Source organism: Streptomyces sp. NPDC048254 (genome assembly GCF_043201895.1).
Lineage (GTDB): Bacteria > Actinomycetota > Actinomycetes > Streptomycetales > Streptomycetaceae > Streptomyces.
The window spans coordinates 698,600-715,329 of sequence record NZ_JBICZJ010000002.1 but is presented as its reverse complement, the minus strand read 5'-3'; the positions used below and the strand labels follow the sequence as shown (position 1 = coordinate 715,329).

Here is a 16,730-nt window from a genome sequence, read left to right as displayed (position 1 = left end):
GGTACGTCACTTGCCAAGTCGGGCGCCGTCCGTGTCGGGTTGCCGCCCCAAACCTATAGTGGCGCAGATCACAGCCAGCGCCATGCCGCCGAGCAGGAAGAGGTAGGAACCGCCTCCCGCGCCGAACAGGAAGTCACCCTCGGGTCTGCTGGCGGTGAGCAGGATGACGGCGACGACCCAGCCGAACGCGGGCGCCGCGGCCCCGGACCGGCTGCCCAGCGCCCGCGCCCCGCCGAGGAAGACCCCGGCGGCACCGGCCAGGGCGAGCAGCAGCCCGCCGGGAAACCAGGCGGCCTGGACGAGGGCCCCGGCGAGGCCGACCAGGGCGCCGAGCACGACCAGCCCGAACAGGGCGGCGATCCGCCCGGCGGGGGGCCTTTGCAACGGTTGCGCGAGCATCGAGCCACGTCCTGCGGAGCTCATGACGCCTCCCTGATACCGGCGAAGAGATCGGTCTCGCGCGCCGCGCCCGGCTCGCCGACCGCCAACTCGTAGTACTCGGTGATGAATACGGGCTGCGCCAGCTCATTGCTCAGCGCGAAGCAGGGGACGCCGTGCGGTGCCACCTCGACCTGGGTGGCATGGGCGGCCATCGCGGCGGTCTTCGCGGTGGCGTAGGCGGTGCCGTCGATCTCGGTGGTGATCCGGCGGTCGTCGACCACGCCCGGTACGTCGTCGACGGCGGCGGCCTTGGCGAACGGCAGCCCCGGCAGCTCGTCCCGGAGCCGGGCGAAGGCGGCCTCGGCGACCGTGCGCGGGACGCGGTTCCAGTAGACCTTGGCGACGCGGTGGCCGGCCTCGGCGGCCAGCTCCACGGCTCGCACGGCGACTCGGTGGGCCTGGATGTGGTCCGGGTGGCCGTACCCGCCGTTGTCGTCGTAGGTGACCAGGACCTGGGGGCGGATCTCCAGGATCACCTCGACCAGGTGTCCGGCGGCCTCGTCGACGTCGGCCTGCCAGAAGCAGTGCGGGTCGTCGTTGTCCGGGGTGCCCATCATGCCGGAGTCCCGGTAGCGGCCGGGGCCGCCGAGCAGCCGGAAGTCGCCCACGCCCAGCTCGCGCATGGCCGCGGCCAGCTCGCCCCACCGGTACTCGCCCAGCGCGGGACCGGTCAGATGCCGCAGCTCGGGCGGGATGACCTCGCCGCCCTCGCCGAGGGTGCAGGTGACCAGCGTCACATGGGCGCCCTGGTCCGCGTAGCGGGCCATGGTGGCGCCGTTGTTGATCGACTCGTCGTCCGGGTGCGCGTGCACGAGCAGCAGGCGCCGGGCGGGCAGCGGCCGGGCGGGCGGTTCCGTCATGTGCCCACCCTACGAAACGCCGCTGACAGCCGTACCGCCTCCCCGCCCGGCCGTCACCCTTCTTCGTCGAGCACATGGGCGATGGCCAGCGCGATGCGTTCGATCCAGTCGATGGCGTCGTTCACGGCCGCCTCGTCGATGGGGCGCCGCTGCTTCAGGTCACCGTCGATCAGGTCGGCATCGTGCGCGATCTTGTTGCGCCGTTGCGTGATCTCCAGATAGCGACTGCGAAGCGTCTTCTCGTTGAGCGAGGTACGCCCCTGGAAGAAGGTCTTGTTGATCCATCCGGCGGACAGGAACCAGACCTTCTTTTCCGTGACCAGTTTGAGGACTTCGGAGATTTTCCCTGGGTGCTGGAGAGACTGAGCCGCGAGCTTGTCCCGGAGATGCTCGACAACGGCGTCGGGAAGGGTGACAGCACCTTTTCGTACCGCCTCGACCCTGTGCAGTGGCAGCTCGTACACGCGCAGTTGGTGCGGCATGTCAGGACTGTCCTTGGCCGCCAGCTCGGCGACCCTGCGCAGCACCTCCTCGTGCAGCCAGTGATCGATGGCGGCGACCGCCTGTACCCAGGCCGCACGGTAGAAGTCGTCGATGTCGATCGTCGGCGAATTGAACGGCGTCAGCATCCGGCCCGCCTCGACCATGCGCCGGGCGTACGACAGGTTCGTCATGAACGCCTCGAACTGGCGCGTCTGCGGTCTGGGAACGGCCATGGGTAACCCCCGTACGACTCTCCGTCACGAACTCCGCGATCACGATCCCGGAGCCGCACCGGGGTCCGTCAAGCCGAGCCTCGCCTGCCCCGCTGAACGTGGCCTGTTCTACCCCCTCTGCTTCCGGATCCCACCCTTCGGATCAGCCCAGGTCCCTCAGAAGCCCAGATAGGTGATCAGGACCACGTAGACACGCTCGCTACGCACGACGACCTGATACCTGAACCAACCGCCGGAGACGATGATTTCGCCGCCCTTCGGGTCGATCCCCTCGTAGGCCCGGCCATGGACATGAAGGGCTTCAGCCGCCCTGACCAGTTCGTCGGCCCGGCGTGAAACAGCGGCCAGAAAGTCCGCCGGAACGGTGCGGGCGACCTCTTCTGCCCCAAAGGCGTACTCCCATTTCCAGCTCACTCGCGTACTGCCTTCAGCGCCTCTTCGAGGACCGCGCTCAGCTCGCGAAGGGCTTCGTGCGCGATGGTCGGATCCTCATGCTCCAGATCCTTCTCCGCCTGGGCGTAGCGGGCTGACAGGTCCGGTCTGCGGGCAATCTCGATCTCCTTGGCCCAGATCAGAACCCAACTCTGCACCGGGCTGAGAGACCGCCATTCGACCGCTTTGGCAAAGGCCTCGTCCTTCATGGCCTGCATCTCGTCAAGGCGCCCCGGAGCAACGACGGCGAGGGCTGCACGGAGGGCATCCGGTGTCAGCTCGGGCCGGGGGATCAGCTCGTTTCCGTGGTCGGCCTGAATGCCCATAGTGTCCTCCAGAGGGTGCCCTGGCCAGAGTATCCGGGCCGGGTCCGGGGAACCGGGCAGAGCGGTATCACGCGGCGGCGGCCACGGGAGTGCGGCAGTCATGGCAGCGTCCTGGGGTCGGGGAGCGGAAGGCGCGGTCGCAGCCGTCGCAGTTCCGGAGCGGAGCCGGGATGCTCGGCGGCTGGGCCGGAGCCCGGAACGGCGGCGGAGGCGGCAGCTGGACGGCGAGCCGATGGGCGAGCAGGGCCGCCGGCCGACGCAGTTGCCCCTCGGGCGGCAGATCCACGGTGAGCGCGTGCCGTACGGCGACGGCACTGACGTCCCGCTCCAGCCAGGCGGCCACGCCGGGAGCGAGATGGGCGGTGTCGCAGGCGGAGAGAAGCAGGCGCGGGTCGTCGCGGCGGAGCGCGGCGAGGAGGTCGGTGGCCGCCTGGATGAGCTTGGGATGGGGGTGCGAGGGCTGCGGTACGGCGTCGAGAGGTTTGCGGGGTGCCTTCGGCCGAGGTGACTTCGCTGTCGGCGCCGCCGCAGACGGCTGTGGGGGCGGGCAGGCTTCGGACCGGGTCTCCCCGCGTGGGGCCGTCGGCCGGTTGCAGGAGATCGTCCGGGTGACGATACGGCCGCCGGGCACGCGTTCGCGCTCGCGGCGCAGGTACCCGTGGGCCTCCAGCTCGCGCAGCGCTGCGGCGATCCGGGTCGCGCCCTCCTGGAATCGGGCGGTGAGGGACTTGATGTCGACTTGGGCGCCCTTGGGCAGCGACTGGATGTGACAGCCCAGTCCGATCGCGAGCAGGGACAGGTCCGGGTGCTGGGTGAGGTGGTTGCCGATCACCGTGAAGCGGTCGGTGTGGCGGGTGTTCTCGTGAATGAGCCCACCACAGGAGTGGGGCCGCCGGTTCGGGTGGTTGTCGGCGGCAAGCCGGGACTGGGCGCGCGGGGGCGCGCTAGGGTGCTGCGTATCCATCGGGAAGTCCTTGTCTTCCTCGGTGGTCAGGCCCTCGCACTGGGATTGCCGTCCCGGCGGGGGCCGTCGCATGTCTGCGGTTGTGTTGCGCCGAGCGTAGGGCAGGCAAGGGGCCGCGAATCCAGCCGAGTCGGCGATGTTCACCCGCCCGGGTGAGAGTGCGCCGCGGGCGGGAGGGGTGGGCTTGGCAGGGTCCTTTTTCGCCGTCGTGGTTCTTGGAAAAGAGAGCGCCCCTGTCACCGGAACACGGGACTGCGGGTTCCGGTGGTGACGCGCTGGAGGAATCCGACCCCCTGCAATCACTGGATTCGACCACACAGGACGGCGTGTCAGGCACGTCCTGCGGCCGCGGTCAGACCTTCACTTCCGCCCAAACGGCCTTGCGCGGGGACGGGCCCAGAGCGACACCCCAGCGATCGGCAAGCGCGTCGACCAGGAGCAGACCACGACCGGATTCCGCGTCGGGCTCCGGCTGCTGGGCGTGCGGAATCCGGTCGCCACGTGTGTCGGTGACCTCGATACGGAGGGTGTCGCCGACGACGTAGAGGGTGAGCCGGAAATCGCGCCCGGGTACGCGACCGTGGCTCGCCGCGTTGGCCGCGAGTTCGCCCACGAGGTGCGCCGCTGGGTCCAAGGGAAGTCCCCAGGAACGAAGTTGTTCGCTGGCCAGCAGCCGGGCCAGGCGGGCGCCACGGGGTGTCGATGAGAGCAGCACGCTGAAGTTGCGGACTGGGGTGGCGGGGTGGGCCTCGGGGGTGGAGATTTCCTGAATCACGTCACTCAGCGTGGCCGCGCACGCCTACCGTGAACAGTGACGCTGCCGTTGCGTACGGTGACTGTCCGGGAGCTGTCCAGTGGTGTCGGCGCTGTCGGGGAGGGCGCACGGGCAGGGCGTCGTCGGGGCACGGTCGTACGACGGAGGGGTGCGGAATGTCGGTGGATGCAGAGCCGGGACGACTCAAGACCGAGGCAGACGAACCGGGTTGGGAGGTGGATCCGGACGACGACTGGGGAGTGGCGGTCGTGGCAACCGTGGGGCGGCAGTTGAAGCTGCGCCGAGAGGCCGTGGGAATGCGGGCCGCCGAGTTCGGGGAGGCGGTGGGGTACGGCGAGGACTTGGTGTACAAGATCGAGGGCGGGAAGCGGATCCCCCGGCCCGAGTATCTGGACAGGGCGGACGAGGTGCTGGGGGCGGATGGGCTGATCGCCGCGATGAAGGAGGATGTGGCGCGGGTCCGGTATCCGAAGAAGGTGCGGGATCTGGCGAAGATGGAGGCGACAGCCGTAGAGCTGCTCTCGTACGGCAACCACAACCTGCATGGTCTCCTTCAGACGGAGGAATACGCGTGGGCTTTGCTGAGGACACGGCGACCTGTGCCTCCAGAAGACCAGCTGGAGCAGGCAGTGGCGGCGCGCATAGCCCGGAAGTCGATCTACGATCGCTCACCGGCCCCCGAACTCAGCTTCGTCCTGGAAGAGGCGACGCTGAGGCGCCCGGTCGGGGGCAAGATGGTGTGGCGCCAGCAGCTCGAACACCTGCTCCAGGTAGCCCAGTTGCGGAACGTCGAAATTCAGGTGATGCCGATGGACCGCTGGGAGCACCCTGGGACCGCAGGGCGCATCCAGGTTCTGAAGTTCGGGGATGGCACGGCGGTTGGGCGCATGGACGACGAGTTCAACGGGCGTCCAGTCTCCGACCTGAGGCAACTCCGGATCCTCGAACTCCGCTATGGCATCATCCGGGCGGAGGCTCTGACTGCACGGGAGTCAGCGACCTTCATCGAGCAACTGGTTGGAGAAACATGATCCGCAAGGGCACTGCCGGGGACGCGTCCGAGCTGATGTGGTTCAAGAGCAGCTACAGCGACAGCAGCAACCCGAATGACTGCGTCGAAATAGCAACCACCCCCACCACCATCCACGTCCGTGACTCGAAGCACGCCGAAGCCAGCGCCCGCCTCGCGCTCTCCCCCAAGGCCTGGGCCGACTTCGTGCCGTACGCGTCCGAAGGCTGAAGGTCGGCTACTCGACCTCGGCCTCCGGTACGTCCACCTCGCCGCCCAGGGAACGGGCGATGGCCGTGAATTCGTTCAGCGCAGCCTGGAGGTCGCGGACGATCTCCTCGGCGATGACCTCGGGCGGCAGACCGCTGTCGGCATCGTCGAGGGCGGGATCCTTCATCCACGTGATGTCGAGGTTGATCTTGTCGCGGGCGACCAGTTCCTCGTAACTGAACTTCTTGAAGGGCCCGTTGTCGTCCTCGGACTCAACACGGGAGGAGCGGGGCTCACCGGGCCGATAGGCGGTCACGAAGTCGTCGAGGTGGGCTCGGGTCAGCGGTCGCTGCTTGAGCGTGAAGTGCTGGCCGGTCCGGAAGTCGTAGACCCACGTCTCGGTGGTGTGGGGCTTGCCGTCAGCGCGCGGGGGCTTCTTGTCGAAGAAGAGGACGTTGGCCTTGACGCCGCCGGCGTAGAAGATGCCGGTGGGCAGCCGCAGGATGGTGTGAAGGTCGAACTCGTCGAGCAGCTTGCGTCGTACCTTCTCGCCGGCGCCACCCTCGAAGAGGACGTTGTCGGGAAGGACGTTCGAAGAGGACGTTGTCGGGAAGGACGACGGCCGCACGACCGCCAACAGCCGTCAGCCGTCAGCCGTCAGCCGTCAGCCGTCAGCCGTCAGCCGTCAGCCGTCAGCCGTCAGCCGTCAGCCGTCAGCCGTCAGCCGTCAGCGACATGATGTGTGGCCGGTCGACCGCCAGCGAGCCCTCCAGGCCCGTGATGGCGTCCACCTGGGCCATGCGCAGGCCGTGCGTCTCCAGGAGCGGCATGCTCGTGCGGAGGGCCGCGCGGAAGGTGGGGGCGTCCGGTTCCTCGTCGGCCCGCTTCATCCAAGCGGCGATGGTCTCGGGGCGGTGGAAGGTGAAGACCTCGCGGGATCGGGCGTCGGGGTCGGCCCGGTTGAGGAAGTACGTCTCGGCGCCCGTGCTGACGTAGCGGAACGCGAAGGGCTCGTCGCGGCGCCAGACCGCCATCGCATGTTCTCTGAGCACGCCGGCCGCGTAGCGCTCGTTCTGGGCGAGCGCGCCGGCGAGCGGTGTGCCCTCGCGTTTGGCCTCGATGACTCCGACGATCTTCCCGTCGACGTAGAGGACGTAGTCGGCACGCCCCGTGGCGAGGGTGAACTCCTCGACGGCCACGCCCCTGCCCGCGAGCGGGTTGGTGTCCGCCTTGCTCTGGATCAGCCAACCCGCCTTCGTCAGCATCGCGTCGATCTTCTTGCGGGCCTGCACCTCGTTGAGTGGCGCGGGCCTCTGCGCGCGCTCCACGATCGCGTCGCGGGCCGAGGAGGCGATCCTGCGGGGCTGGACGCGCTCCCTGTCGTACCGCTGCTGGTGGGCCGCACGCAGTTCGGTGACTTGAGCCCTGAGTTCCTCGATCTGGGCGGCGTACGCCGACTTCGCCCGCTGTGCGCTGGCGATGAGTTCTTCCGCCTCGGCGCGGGCGCGACGCTCCGCCTCAAGGCGGTCACTGGTCTCGGACAGCTTGACGCGTGACTCCGCCAGCGCGCGACGGTGGCCTTCCAGCGTCTCCTGGAGTTCCGCGATCTCCTCGGGGTCGGCAGACTGCACGTCCACCGGAAGCGTCGGCGGGACGAAGGCCGCGACGGTCCGCTTGCCACCCATCGCGCGGTCGAAGAGATCACCGAGCTGCCAGCACAGCTTCAGTGCTTCGAGCGCCTTCATCGTGTCGAAGAGGTGGTTGTGCGCGGCGTCGTTGCGGCCCCGGCGCAGCTTGTCGAACGCCTCGCGGCTCCAGCCGACGAGCACGCCCGCCCGGGTGAGCGCGTTGAGGCGGTCGAACTGGGTCGTGCCCTGGACGCGCGTGCCGGTGCGGGTGACGAACTCCTCCGCGAGCACCTCACCGAACTGTCCGGCGCTCACATAGGCGGCGTTCGGGTTGGTGAAGACCGTCAGTTCCGCCTGCGAGCCGTAGATGGCCAGGAGCGGCTGATAGCCGAACAAGCGACCGAAGTTGGGTGACGCCTTCGCCACCTGCCGAAGCCGGTCGTCAGCGTTTCCGTTCCGCCCGTCCATGCCCTGCCCGTCCACGCGCCCCCGCCTCAGCCTTCGCTTGTCCCAGGACGGTCAAGCTTACGGAGGAGGACAGCGGGAAGCAGCGGAACGGGGACAACGGCGCAAGGGCAGTCTCCGGTCGCCCGTGTGCGCCGGAGACACACCCGTACCGCGGGTCAGAACTTGATGCTGCCGATCATGCTGGCGACGTTGGTCGTCAGATCGCTGATCGTCGGCGCGATGGTCGAGGATGCCAGATAGAAACCGAGCAGCATGCAGACGACCGCATGCCCGCCCTTCAGACCCGACTTCTTGATCAGCAAGAAGACGATGATCGCCAGCAGCACCACCGCCGAAATCGAGAGTGCCACGGCGGCTCACCTCCAAAGATCCCAGGGACGCGGGGGGTTCGGGTATGGGGGTTGTAGATCGGTACAGCAAATCCATGCGCAAGCCAGCAGGTTCATACCCACGCAGCGGTAGTGATCATAACTATGCGTGCTCGCGCATCGCTCGGCGCACGGCCGCACAAGGGGGCGCATGGCCAATATGGTCGGGGCATGAAGACCGAGGCTGTCTCATTCCCCCGCCGGCACGCCCGCACCCAGCGTTTCTCGCTCGGCGCGCCGCGCGCGTTCACCGTGGCCCCCGACGGCTCCCGCGTGGCGTTTCTGCGCTCCGGTTCCGGTACGGACCGGGCCAATTCCCTGTGGATTCTCGATGTGCCGAGCGGCGAGGAGCGCCTCGCGGCCGATCCGCGCACCCTGCTCGGCGGCGCCGACGAACACCTCTCGGCACAGGAGCGGGCCCGTCGCGAACGCAGCCGTGAGGGCGGTGCCGGCATCGTCGGCTACGCCACCGACGCGACCCTGGAGCTGGCGTCTTTCGCCTTGTCAGGGCGGCTTTTCACGGCGGAGCTCAGGGCCGGCACGACACGCGAACTCACGGTCCCCGGACCGGTGATCGACCCGCGCCCGTCTCCCGACGGCCGCCATGTCGCGTACGTCGCGGAGGGCGCCCTGCGGGTCGTGGGCGCCGACGGCGCGGGCGACCGGGCGCTGGCGGAGCCCGACTCGGAACAGGTCACCTATGGACTGGCCGAGTTCATCGCGGCCGAGGAGATGGGGCGTTCGCGCGGCTTCTGGTGGTCGCCGCGGTCCGACCGGCTGCTCGTGGCCCGGGTGGACGACACGCCGGTACAGCGGTGGTGGATCGCCGACCCCGCCCACCCCGAGCGTGAGCCACATCATGTCGCCTACCCGGCGGCGGGCACCGAGAACGCGGACGTACGGCTGTTCGCCTACGACCTCGAAGGGGGGCGCGTGGAGGTCTCCTGGGACCGGGCACGCTACCCCTACTTGGCGCGTGTGCACTGGTCAGAGGCGGGTGCACCGCTGCTGCTCGTACAGGCGCGCGACCAGCGCAGCCAGCTGTTCCTCGCCGTGGACCCGGGGTCGGGGGCGACCCGGATGGTGCACGCCGACGAAGATCCAACATGGCTTGAACTGTTCGGTGGAGTGCCCTGCTGGAGCCCCGCCGGACAGCTGGTCCGGATCGCGGACGAGGGCGGCGCCCGGGTGCTCGCGGTGGGTGAACGGCCGCTCACGGGCGCCCAGTTGCACATCCGTGCGGTTCTCGACGTGACCGCCGATGACGTGCTGGTTTCCGCGTCCGCCGGCGAGGAGGCCGAGTCCCCCGAAATCGGCGAGGTACACGTCTATCGCGTCAACGAACTCGGCGTGGAGCGCGTGTCCCAGGAGCCCGGCGTGCACACCGCCGCGCGCGCCGGGGGCGTGACCGTATTGGTGTCCGCCGCGCTGGACCGGCCGGGCGCCCACGTCCAGGTGCTGCGTGACGGAAAACATCTGGCAACTGTCACGTCGTACGCCGAAGATCCCGGTTTGTCCCCGCGCGTGACGCTCACCGAGGGGGGCGCACGCCGAATTCCGTGCGCCGTGCTTATGCCACGGGACTACCACGGGGACACTCCCCTTCCGGTTTTGCTCGATCCCTACGGGGGTCCGCACGGCCAGCGCGTGGTCGCCGCGCACAACGCCCACCTCACCTCCCAGTGGTTCGCCGACCAGGGTTTCGCGGTGGTCGTCGCGGACGGGCGGGGCACCCCCGGCCGCTCCCCGGCCTGGGAGAAGTCCGTCAAGGACGACATCGCGGCGATCGCCCTTCAGGACCAGGTCGACGCCCTCCAGGCACTCGCCGCGGACTTCCCGCTCGACCTGACCAAGGTGGCCGTCCGCGGTTGGTCCTTCGGCGGCTACCTCGCCGCGCTCGCCGCCCTGCGCCGTCCGGACGTCTTCCACGCGGCGGTGGTGGGCGCCCCGGTGACCGACCTGCGCCTGTACGACACCCACTACCAGGAGCGCTACATCGGCCACCCGGGCGAGCAGCCGGAGGTGTACCGCCGCAACTCGGTGATCGACGACACGGGCCTGGTCGACGCGGCCGAACCGCATCGCCCGATGATGATCATCCACGGCCTGGCGGACGACAACGTGGTGGTGGCCCACTCACTGCGCCTGTCCAGCGCCCTGCTGGCCGCGGGCCGCCCGCACGAGGTCCTGCCACTGTCGGGCGTGACCCACATGACCCCACAGGAACAGGTGGCGGAGAACCTGCTGCTGCTCCAGCTGGACTTCCTCCGGCGCGCTCTGGGACTGGACTGAGCGACAGCGCTCCACCGAGCACCGCAACCCATAAGTGAGGAACCACGACGAAGCACCAGCCAGGTCCGCGAGAGCGGCGCCGGTTTAGGCGCGAAAAGGGGCAACGGGCCGGGACGACATGGCGCGTCCCGGCCCGTTTACGGCACCCGCACGGCCGTACGTTGATTACAGTGCCGCGTCCGTATATCGGGACCGGGTCGCCGAAGTTGCCTGTGTGTTAACGCGATTGACCCCGGTTCATGTCCTTATGCACCCCCGTCGGCAAGATCGTCCGGCGGCCCCTCCGGCGGCACCACCCGCTTCTCCTCCGCGAAGTGACACGCCGAGTCATGGGCCGCCGGCCCCGGCACCAGCCGGAACACGTCGGGCACCGCGAGCATTGGCACCTCGATCGCGCAGCGCTCCCGCGCCTTCCAGCACCGCGTGCGGAATCGGCACCCCGACGGAACGTTCGTCGGCGACGGGACGTCCCCGCTCAGGATGATCCGCTCCCGGTGTTCCCGGGCCTCCGGATCCGGCACCGGCACCGCGGAGAGCAGGGCCTGGGTGTAGGGGTGGGTCGGGTGCTCGTAGATCTCCTCGTCCTTGCCGATCTCCACGATCCGCCCGAGGTACATCACCCCGACCCGGTCCGAGATGTGCCGCACGATCGACAGGTCGTGGGCGATGAAGACGTACGACAGGTCGAAGTCGTTCTGGAGCCGGTCGAGCAGGTTGATCACCTGGGCCTGGACGGAGACGTCCAGCGCGGACACCGGCTCGTCCGCGACGATCACCTCGGGGCGGAGCGCCAGCCCCCGTGCGATGCCGATGCGCTGCCGCTGGCCGCCGGAGAACTGGTGCGGATAGCGGTTGATGTACTCGGGGTTGAGACCCACGACGTCCAGCAGGTCCTTGACCCGCTTGCGCCGGTCGCCCTTCGGGGCCACCTCGGGGTGGATCTCGTACGGTTCCCCGATGATGTCGCCCACGGTCATCCGGGGGTTGAGCGAGGTGTACGGGTCCTGGAAGACCATCTGGATGTTGCGGCGGACGGCCCTCAGCGCCCGCCCGCTCAACCTGGTGATGTCCTCGCCCTTGTACTTGATCGACCCCGCCGTCGGCCGCTCGAGATTGACGAGCATCTTGGCAACCGTCGACTTGCCGCAGCCGGACTCCCCGACGATGCCGAGGGTCTCTCCTTTGTTGAGCACGAAGTCGACACCGTCAACGGCCTTGACCGCACCGATCTGCTTCTTGATCAAGATGCCCCGCGTCAAGGGGTAGTACTTGACCAGTCCACTCACTTCCAGGATCGGCTCAACCGTCGCGTCAACCATTGAGGCACTCCCTCCAGAAGTGACAGGCGCTGCCCCGGTGCTGATCCACCTCGTACAGCGGTGGCTCGTCGGTGCGGCACACGTCCTGTGCCATGGGGCAGCGCGGGTTGAAGGCGCACCCCGGAGGGATGTGCATGAGGTTGGGCGGCAGGCCCTTGATGGCGTAGAGCTCCTGCCCCTTCTGGTCCAGGCGCGGGATGGAGTCGAGGAGCCCGCGCGTGTACGGATGCGCCGGCGCCTTGTAGATGTCGTGCACCGGCGCGGACTCGACGATCCGCCCCGCGTACATCACGGCGATCCGGTCGGCGACGTCCGCGACCACGCCCAGGTCGTGGGTGATCAGGATCAGCCCCATGCGGTACTCGCGCTGCAACTCCGCGAGCAGGTCCATGACCTGGGCCTGGACGGTCACGTCCAGCGCCGTGGTCGGCTCGTCGGCGATGATGAGCGCCGGTTCCAGGGCCAGCGCCATGGCGATCATGATGCGCTGGCGCATGCCCCCGGAGAACTGGTGCGGATAGTCCCGCACCCGCTGGGCGGCGCCCGGGATCCGCACCCGGTCCATCAGCTCGACCGCCTTGGCCCGCGCGGCCTTCCTGGACATCCCCCGGTGCACGACGAACATCTCGCCGAGCTGGTCGCCCACGCTCAGCACCGGGTTCAGCGCCGACAGCGCGTCCTGGAAGATCATGGCCATCTCGGCGCCCCTGATCTTCCGCCGCTCCTCTTCCCTGAGCTTCAGCAGATCCCGCCCCCGGAAGAGGATCTCGCCCCCGCCGATCCGCCCCGGTGGCGTGTCCAGGATCCCCATCACCGCCTGGGCCGTGACCGACTTACCGGATCCGGACTCCCCCAGCACGGCCAGCGTCTCCCCGGCGTCGACCGCGTAGGAGACCCCGTTGACCGCCTTCGCGATCCCGTCCCGGGTGCGGAACTCCACGTGCAGGTCGCGCACTTCGAGCAGCACGGCGGCGCTCACCTCAGCTTCGGGTCGAGGGCGTCGCGCACCGCGTCGCCGAGCATGATGAAGGCCAGGACGGTGAGCGCGAGGGCCCCGGAGGGCCACAGCAGGGCGTGCGGGGCGTTGCGGATGTAGGGCGAGGCGGCGGAGATGTCGATGCCCCAGGAGACGCTGGGCGGCTTCAGCCCGACGCCGAGGTACGACAGGGTCGCCTCCAGTGCGATGTAGGTGCCGAGCGCGATGGTCGCCACGACGATCACGGGGGCCACCGCGTTGGGCGCGATGTGCCGCAGCAGGATCCGGGAGTTGGAGGCGCCGAGCGCGCGGGCGGCCTGGACGTAGTCGTTCTGTTTGGCGGTGATCACCGAGCCGCGGGCGATCCGGGAGATCTGCGGCCAGCCGAGCAGCACCATGAACCCGATGACCGGCCAGACCGTGTTGCTGGTCACCACGGAGAGCAGGACGAGACCGCCGAGGACGACCGGGATCGCGAAGAAGACGTCGGTGATCCTGGACAGCACCGAGTCCCAGAACCCGCCGAAGAACCCGGCGAGCCCGCCGAGCACCGACCCGAGGATCGCGACCCCGAGCGTGGCGCAGACGCCCACCGTGACGGACGTACGGGCCCCGTAGACGGTCCGTGTGTAGACGTTGCAGCCCTGTCCGTCGTACCCGAAGGGCGCGCCCGGCTGGGAGCCCTCCTGGGCCTTGGCGAGGTCGCACTTGAGGGGGGAGCCGGAGGCGATCAGGGACGGCCACAGGGAGATGACGACGAGGAAGAGGATGACGAGGGCGGAGACGATGAAGACCGGGTTGCGGCGCAGGTCCCGCCAGGCGTCGGACCAGAGCGAGCGCGGCTTGTCGGACGGGCCGGTGCCGAGCGGTCCACCGGGTGTCCGCTCCAGCGTCTCCGCCTCGGTCGCCGCCAGGTCCATCGCCCCGCCCATGCCCGTCCCCGCGATGGCCCGGTCCGGCTCGAACGGCTGCTCAGGCATAGCGGATCCTCGGGTCGAGTACGGCGTAGAGGAGGTCCACCAGCAGGTTGGCCACCAGGAACACCAGGACCAGCACCGTCACGAAGCCCACGACCGTCTGGGTGTTCTGCCGCAGGATCCCCTGGTAGAGCTGGTAGCCGACGCCGTGGATGTTGAAGATCCGCTCGGTGACGATGGCGCCGCCCATGAGGGCGCCGATGTCGGTGCCGATGAAGGTGACGACGGGGATGAGGGAGTTGCGCAGCAGGTGCCGTGCGATGACCCGGCGCCTGGGCAGCCCTTTGGCAATGGCCGTACGGACGTAGTCGCTCCGTCTGTTCTCGGCGATGGAGGTACGGGTCAGCCGGGTGACATAGGCGAGCGACACGGAGGCGAGCACCAGCCCCGGCACGATCAGCTCGCCGAAGGTGGCGTCCGGGGAGACGGAGGGTTTGATCCAGCCCCACTCCACGCCGAGCAGGAGCTGGAGCAGCAGGCCGGTGACGAAGGTCGGTACGGAGATGACGACCAGGGTCGCCAGCAGCACCCCGGTGTCGACGGGCCGCCCGCGCCGCAGGCCGGTGAGGACGCCGAGGGTGATGCCGATGACGACCTCGAAGACGATGGCCACGATCGTCAGCCGGATGGTGACGGGGAACGCGGTGGACATCAGCTCGGTGACCGGCTGTCCGTTGAACGCCGTACCGAAGTCCCCGGTGAAGACGTTCCCCATGTAGGTGAGGTATTGCTGCCACACCGGCTTGTCGAGTCCGAACTCCTTCTTCAGCTGGGCGGCGGTCGCCGGATCGCAGGCCCGTTCTCCGCACAGCCCGGCGATCGGGTCGCCCATGACGTTGACCATGAGGAAGATCAGCAGCGTGGCTCCGACGAACACCGGGATCATCTGGAGCAGCCGCCGGACGACATAGCGCCCCATGCCGCGTCAGCTGACCTTGATCTCGTTGTACACGGGGACGCTGAACGGATTGAGGGCCACGTTCGAGAGCCGCTCGGAGTGGCCGGCGCTGCCGTTCTGGTACCAGAGCGGAATGGCCGCCATGTTGTCGCGGACGACTTCCTCGGCCTTCTGGAAGGTGCCGACGGCCTTGGCGGTGTCGGTCTCGGCGTTGGCCTGGTCGACGAGCTTGTCGAAGTCCTTGTCGGACCACTTGCCGTCGTTGGAGGAGGCGTTGGTGTAGTAGAGCGGCTGGAGGAAGTTCTGGATGAGCGGGTAGTCCATCTGCCAGCCCGCGCGGAACGGCCCGGTCATCTTGTGCCGGCCGATCTGGTTGCGGAAGTCGGCGAAGGTGCCCACCGGGTTCCCGACGCACGCCTTGTCGTTGCCGAGCGCGTTGTTGATGGAGTTGCACACGGCGTCCACCCACATCCTGTGCGAGCCGGTGTCGGCGTTGTACGTGATCTTGAACTGTCCGCCGGGCAGCCCACCACCCTCCTGGATGAGCTTCTTGGCCTGGGCCGGGTCGTAGTCACAGGCGCTCCCGCACAGCCCCTCCTTGAAGCCGCCCGCCGTGCCGAGCACCGGCGAGGTCCAGTCGGTGGCCGGGGTGCGGGTGTTCTGGAAGATCGTGTCGGTGATCTGTTTGCGGTTGATGGCCATGGAGAGCCCGGTGCGGACCTTCGCCGATCCGCTCTGGTTCCAGGCGCTGTCGTAGTAGGGGAAGGCGAGGGTCTGGATGATGCCGGCCGGGGTGTTGATGTAACGGTCGCCGAGGTCGTTCTTGACGTTCTTCAGCTGCGAGGCCGGGACGTCGTCGACGAGGTCGAGGTTGCCGGCGATGAGGTCGGTGTAGGCGGTGTCGCTGTCCGTGTAGACCTTGAGGGTCACGCCGCCGTTCTGCGCCTTGTCGGCACCGGGATAGCCGTCCCACTTCTTCAGGGCCATCTGCGAGCCCTTGGTGTACGACTCGATGCGGTACGGCCCGTCGCCGACCGGCTGCTTCAGCCAGCCCGCGTGGTCGGTGAAGAAGGACCGGGGCAGCGGGGCGAAGGCCGCGTAGCCGAGGGTGTCGGGAAAACTGGAGAACTTCTGGTTCAGCTTCACGGTGAAGGTCTGGTCGTCGACGACCTTCAGACCGGAGAGCGCCTCGGTGCTCTGGCTGCCGCTGTCGGGGTGGACCTTGTCGTATCCCTCGATGTATCCGAAGAAGTAGGCGTTCTTCTGGTTGTTCTTGAGGCTCGCCCCGTAGTTCCAGGCGTCGACGAAGGAGTGGGCGGTCACCTTCTCGCCGTTGGAGAAGGTCCAGCCGTCCTTGACGGTGATCGTGTAGTTCTGCGAGTCGCTCGTGTCGATCTTCTGGGCGAGCATGTCCTGGGCCTTGCCGGTCTTCGGGTCGTACTTCTTCAGGCCCCGGAAGATCATGTCGAGGACCTTGCCGCCCTGTACCTCGTTGGTGTTGGCGGGCTCCAGGGGGTTCTGCGGGTCGCCCCAGGAGGAACTGAGCACGCCGCTGTCGCCGCCGCCCCCGCCGCTGCCTCCGCCGCCCCCGCAGGCCGTGGCGGCGAGCGCCGTCACCGCCGCGCAGGCCGCCCATCGGGCGTGCGTGGCTGAACGCATGGCGTGCCTCCTCCGTGAAGGGTGATCCGCGAATGATGTGCTACCGGTCAATATCATCAGAAATGGCGCATAACACATATTCACTGCACCCATCCGCAGGACAACCCACCCGGAGGAGTGGCGCCATCCGGCTGGCGGCGCCTTCGCCGGGCGTCCACCCGCCACGACGAGGCACGTTTCACGGCGGCCGCATCCGGCATCAGGCGGCGCCAGCGTCCCACCAGGCCCCTTTTGCCGGTCTAGACCAATAATGATCCGATGGGGCGTCAACTCGCCTTTTCCGCAGGCCACACTGGATCCACGCGCCGTTGACGCACCCAGACAGCCGCTGATAGACACACTCATCACCCCACTGGCGTCACCAGGCGAGAACCCGGCCCTGAAGTCCGAGCAAGCGTCCCTGTGCGAGCGA

At 68.5% G+C, this 16,730-nt stretch carries 18 protein-coding genes; 3 read left to right on the top strand and 15 right to left on the bottom strand.

The window, feature by feature from the left end; translation table 11 throughout:
* Positions 1-6: 6 nt before the first annotated feature.
* The 7 genes from ACGFZQ_RS08580 to ACGFZQ_RS08550 form a co-directional block, all read right to left on the bottom strand.
* The gene (locus ACGFZQ_RS08580) at positions 7-423 is read right to left on the bottom strand and encodes a DUF6113 family protein (protein WP_382527861.1); all 417 of its coding nucleotides are present in this window, start codon (positions 421-423) and stop codon (positions 7-9) included.
* The gene (gene mshB, locus ACGFZQ_RS08575; RefSeq protein ID WP_393839702.1) at positions 420-1,301 is read right to left on the bottom strand and encodes an N-acetyl-1-D-myo-inositol-2-amino-2-deoxy-alpha-D-glucopyranoside deacetylase; all 882 of its coding nucleotides are present in this window, start codon (positions 1,299-1,301) and stop codon (positions 420-422) included. The genes ACGFZQ_RS08580 and mshB overlap by 4 nt, the downstream gene beginning before the upstream one ends.
* Positions 1,302-1,354: 53 nt before the next feature.
* Complete coding sequence (locus ACGFZQ_RS08570) at positions 1,355-2,017, bottom strand: hypothetical protein (RefSeq protein WP_393839701.1); 663 nt, start codon at positions 2,015-2,017, stop codon at positions 1,355-1,357.
* 156 nt (positions 2,018-2,173) lie between these two features.
* Positions 2,174-2,431 carry a hypothetical protein gene (locus tag ACGFZQ_RS08565; RefSeq protein WP_393839700.1) on the bottom strand — a complete coding sequence of 86 codons (258 nt, stop codon included), beginning with the start codon at positions 2,429-2,431 and terminating at the stop codon, positions 2,174-2,176.
* Positions 2,428-2,775, bottom strand: coding sequence for a hypothetical protein (locus tag ACGFZQ_RS08560; RefSeq protein ID WP_393839699.1), 348 nt, complete (start codon positions 2,773-2,775; stop codon positions 2,428-2,430). The genes ACGFZQ_RS08565 and ACGFZQ_RS08560 overlap by 4 nt, the downstream gene beginning before the upstream one ends.
* A 67-nt stretch (positions 2,776-2,842) precedes the next feature.
* Positions 2,843-3,739, bottom strand: a complete 897-nt coding sequence (locus ACGFZQ_RS08555; protein WP_393839698.1) for a helix-turn-helix domain-containing protein — start codon at positions 3,737-3,739, stop codon at positions 2,843-2,845.
* A gap of 352 nt (positions 3,740-4,091) precedes the next feature.
* Positions 4,092-4,514, bottom strand: a complete 423-nt coding sequence (locus tag ACGFZQ_RS08550) for an ATP-binding protein (RefSeq protein ID WP_393839697.1) — start codon at positions 4,512-4,514, stop codon at positions 4,092-4,094.
* 155 nt (positions 4,515-4,669) lie between these two features.
* Between ACGFZQ_RS08550 and ACGFZQ_RS08545 the strand changes: the two genes are divergently transcribed.
* Together ACGFZQ_RS08545 and ACGFZQ_RS08540 are read left to right on the top strand one after the other, a co-directional pair.
* Positions 4,670-5,545: a helix-turn-helix domain-containing protein gene (locus tag ACGFZQ_RS08545; protein ID WP_393839696.1), complete on the top strand. Its 876-nt coding sequence runs from the start codon at positions 4,670-4,672 to the stop codon at positions 5,543-5,545.
* Positions 5,542-5,754 (top strand): DUF397 domain-containing protein, encoded by a 213-nt coding sequence (locus ACGFZQ_RS08540; protein ID WP_393839695.1) that lies wholly within the window; start codon positions 5,542-5,544, stop codon positions 5,752-5,754. Before ACGFZQ_RS08545 ends, ACGFZQ_RS08540 begins: the two co-directional genes overlap by 4 nt.
* 7 nt (positions 5,755-5,761) lie before the next feature.
* On the opposite strand, the gene ACGFZQ_RS08535 is transcribed toward ACGFZQ_RS08540, so the two are convergent.
* The 3 genes from ACGFZQ_RS08535 to ACGFZQ_RS08525 form a co-directional block, all read right to left on the bottom strand.
* Positions 5,762-6,361: an N-6 DNA methylase gene (locus ACGFZQ_RS08535; RefSeq protein ID WP_393839694.1), complete on the bottom strand. Its 600-nt coding sequence runs from the start codon at positions 6,359-6,361 to the stop codon at positions 5,762-5,764.
* 85 nt (positions 6,362-6,446) lie between these two features.
* The gene (locus ACGFZQ_RS08530; protein WP_393839693.1) at positions 6,447-7,757 is read right to left on the bottom strand and encodes a type I restriction endonuclease; all 1,311 of its coding nucleotides are present in this window, start codon (positions 7,755-7,757) and stop codon (positions 6,447-6,449) included.
* Between the two features lie 227 nt (positions 7,758-7,984).
* Positions 7,985-8,179, bottom strand: coding sequence for a hypothetical protein (locus tag ACGFZQ_RS08525; RefSeq protein ID WP_089098958.1), 195 nt, complete (start codon positions 8,177-8,179; stop codon positions 7,985-7,987).
* Between the two features lie 189 nt (positions 8,180-8,368).
* Between ACGFZQ_RS08525 and ACGFZQ_RS08520 the strand changes: the two genes are divergently transcribed.
* Positions 8,369-10,489: a prolyl oligopeptidase family serine peptidase gene (locus ACGFZQ_RS08520; protein WP_393839692.1), complete on the top strand. Its 2,121-nt coding sequence runs from the start codon at positions 8,369-8,371 to the stop codon at positions 10,487-10,489.
* A 245-nt stretch (positions 10,490-10,734) separates the two neighbouring features.
* On the opposite strand, the gene ACGFZQ_RS08515 is transcribed toward ACGFZQ_RS08520, so the two are convergent.
* Genes ACGFZQ_RS08515 through ACGFZQ_RS08495 form a run of 5 tightly spaced genes read right to left on the bottom strand, consistent with a single transcriptional unit; the run spans position 10,735 to position 16,318 of the window.
* Positions 10,735-11,808 carry an ABC transporter ATP-binding protein gene (locus ACGFZQ_RS08515; protein WP_393839691.1) on the bottom strand — a complete coding sequence of 358 codons (1,074 nt, stop codon included), beginning with the start codon at positions 11,806-11,808 and terminating at the stop codon, positions 10,735-10,737.
* Positions 11,801-12,775 (bottom strand): ABC transporter ATP-binding protein, encoded by a 975-nt coding sequence (locus tag ACGFZQ_RS08510; RefSeq protein WP_393839878.1) that lies wholly within the window; start codon positions 12,773-12,775, stop codon positions 11,801-11,803. The genes ACGFZQ_RS08515 and ACGFZQ_RS08510 overlap by 8 nt, the downstream gene beginning before the upstream one ends.
* Positions 12,776-12,783: 8 nt before the next feature.
* Positions 12,784-13,764 (bottom strand): ABC transporter permease, encoded by a 981-nt coding sequence (locus ACGFZQ_RS08505; RefSeq protein WP_351745651.1) that lies wholly within the window; start codon positions 13,762-13,764, stop codon positions 12,784-12,786.
* On the bottom strand, positions 13,757-14,680 hold the full coding sequence (locus ACGFZQ_RS08500; protein ID WP_393839690.1) for an ABC transporter permease: 924 nt from the start codon (positions 14,678-14,680) through the stop codon (positions 13,757-13,759). The genes ACGFZQ_RS08505 and ACGFZQ_RS08500 overlap by 8 nt, the downstream gene beginning before the upstream one ends.
* Before the next feature lie 6 nt (positions 14,681-14,686).
* Positions 14,687-16,318 carry an ABC transporter substrate-binding protein gene (locus ACGFZQ_RS08495; protein ID WP_393839689.1) on the bottom strand — a complete coding sequence of 544 codons (1,632 nt, stop codon included), beginning with the start codon at positions 16,316-16,318 and terminating at the stop codon, positions 14,687-14,689.
* Between the last annotated feature and the right edge of the window lie 412 nt (positions 16,319-16,730).

What these genes read in the sequence shown, in the direction of transcription:
- ACGFZQ_RS08580 (WP_382527861.1), bottom strand. Translation starts at nt 423, where the DNA reads ATGAGCTCCGCAGGACGTGGCTCGATGCTCGCGCAACCGTTGCAAAGG.
- mshB (WP_393839702.1), bottom strand. Translation starts at nt 1,301, where the DNA reads ATGACGGAACCGCCCGCCCGGCCGCTGCCCGCCCGGCGCCTGCTGCTC.
- ACGFZQ_RS08570 (WP_393839701.1), bottom strand. Translation starts at nt 2,017, where the DNA reads ATGGCCGTTCCCAGACCGCAGACGCGCCAGTTCGAGGCGTTCATGACG.
- ACGFZQ_RS08560 (WP_393839699.1), bottom strand. Translation starts at nt 2,775, where the DNA reads ATGGGCATTCAGGCCGACCACGGAAACGAGCTGATCCCCCGGCCCGAG.
- ACGFZQ_RS08555 (WP_393839698.1), bottom strand. Translation starts at nt 3,739, where the DNA reads ATGGATACGCAGCACCCTAGCGCGCCCCCGCGCGCCCAGTCCCGGCTT.
- ACGFZQ_RS08545 (WP_393839696.1), top strand. Translation starts at nt 4,670, where the DNA reads ATGTCGGTGGATGCAGAGCCGGGACGACTCAAGACCGAGGCAGACGAA.
- ACGFZQ_RS08540 (WP_393839695.1), top strand. Translation starts at nt 5,542, where the DNA reads ATGATCCGCAAGGGCACTGCCGGGGACGCGTCCGAGCTGATGTGGTTC.
- ACGFZQ_RS08520 (WP_393839692.1), top strand. Translation starts at nt 8,369, where the DNA reads ATGAAGACCGAGGCTGTCTCATTCCCCCGCCGGCACGCCCGCACCCAG.
- ACGFZQ_RS08515 (WP_393839691.1), bottom strand. Translation starts at nt 11,808, where the DNA reads ATGGTTGACGCGACGGTTGAGCCGATCCTGGAAGTGAGTGGACTGGTC.
- ACGFZQ_RS08505 (WP_351745651.1), bottom strand. Translation starts at nt 13,764, where the DNA reads ATGCCTGAGCAGCCGTTCGAGCCGGACCGGGCCATCGCGGGGACGGGC.
- ACGFZQ_RS08500 (WP_393839690.1), bottom strand. Translation starts at nt 14,680, where the DNA reads ATGGGGCGCTATGTCGTCCGGCGGCTGCTCCAGATGATCCCGGTGTTC.
- ACGFZQ_RS08495 (WP_393839689.1), bottom strand. Translation starts at nt 16,318, where the DNA reads ATGCGTTCAGCCACGCACGCCCGATGGGCGGCCTGCGCGGCGGTGACG.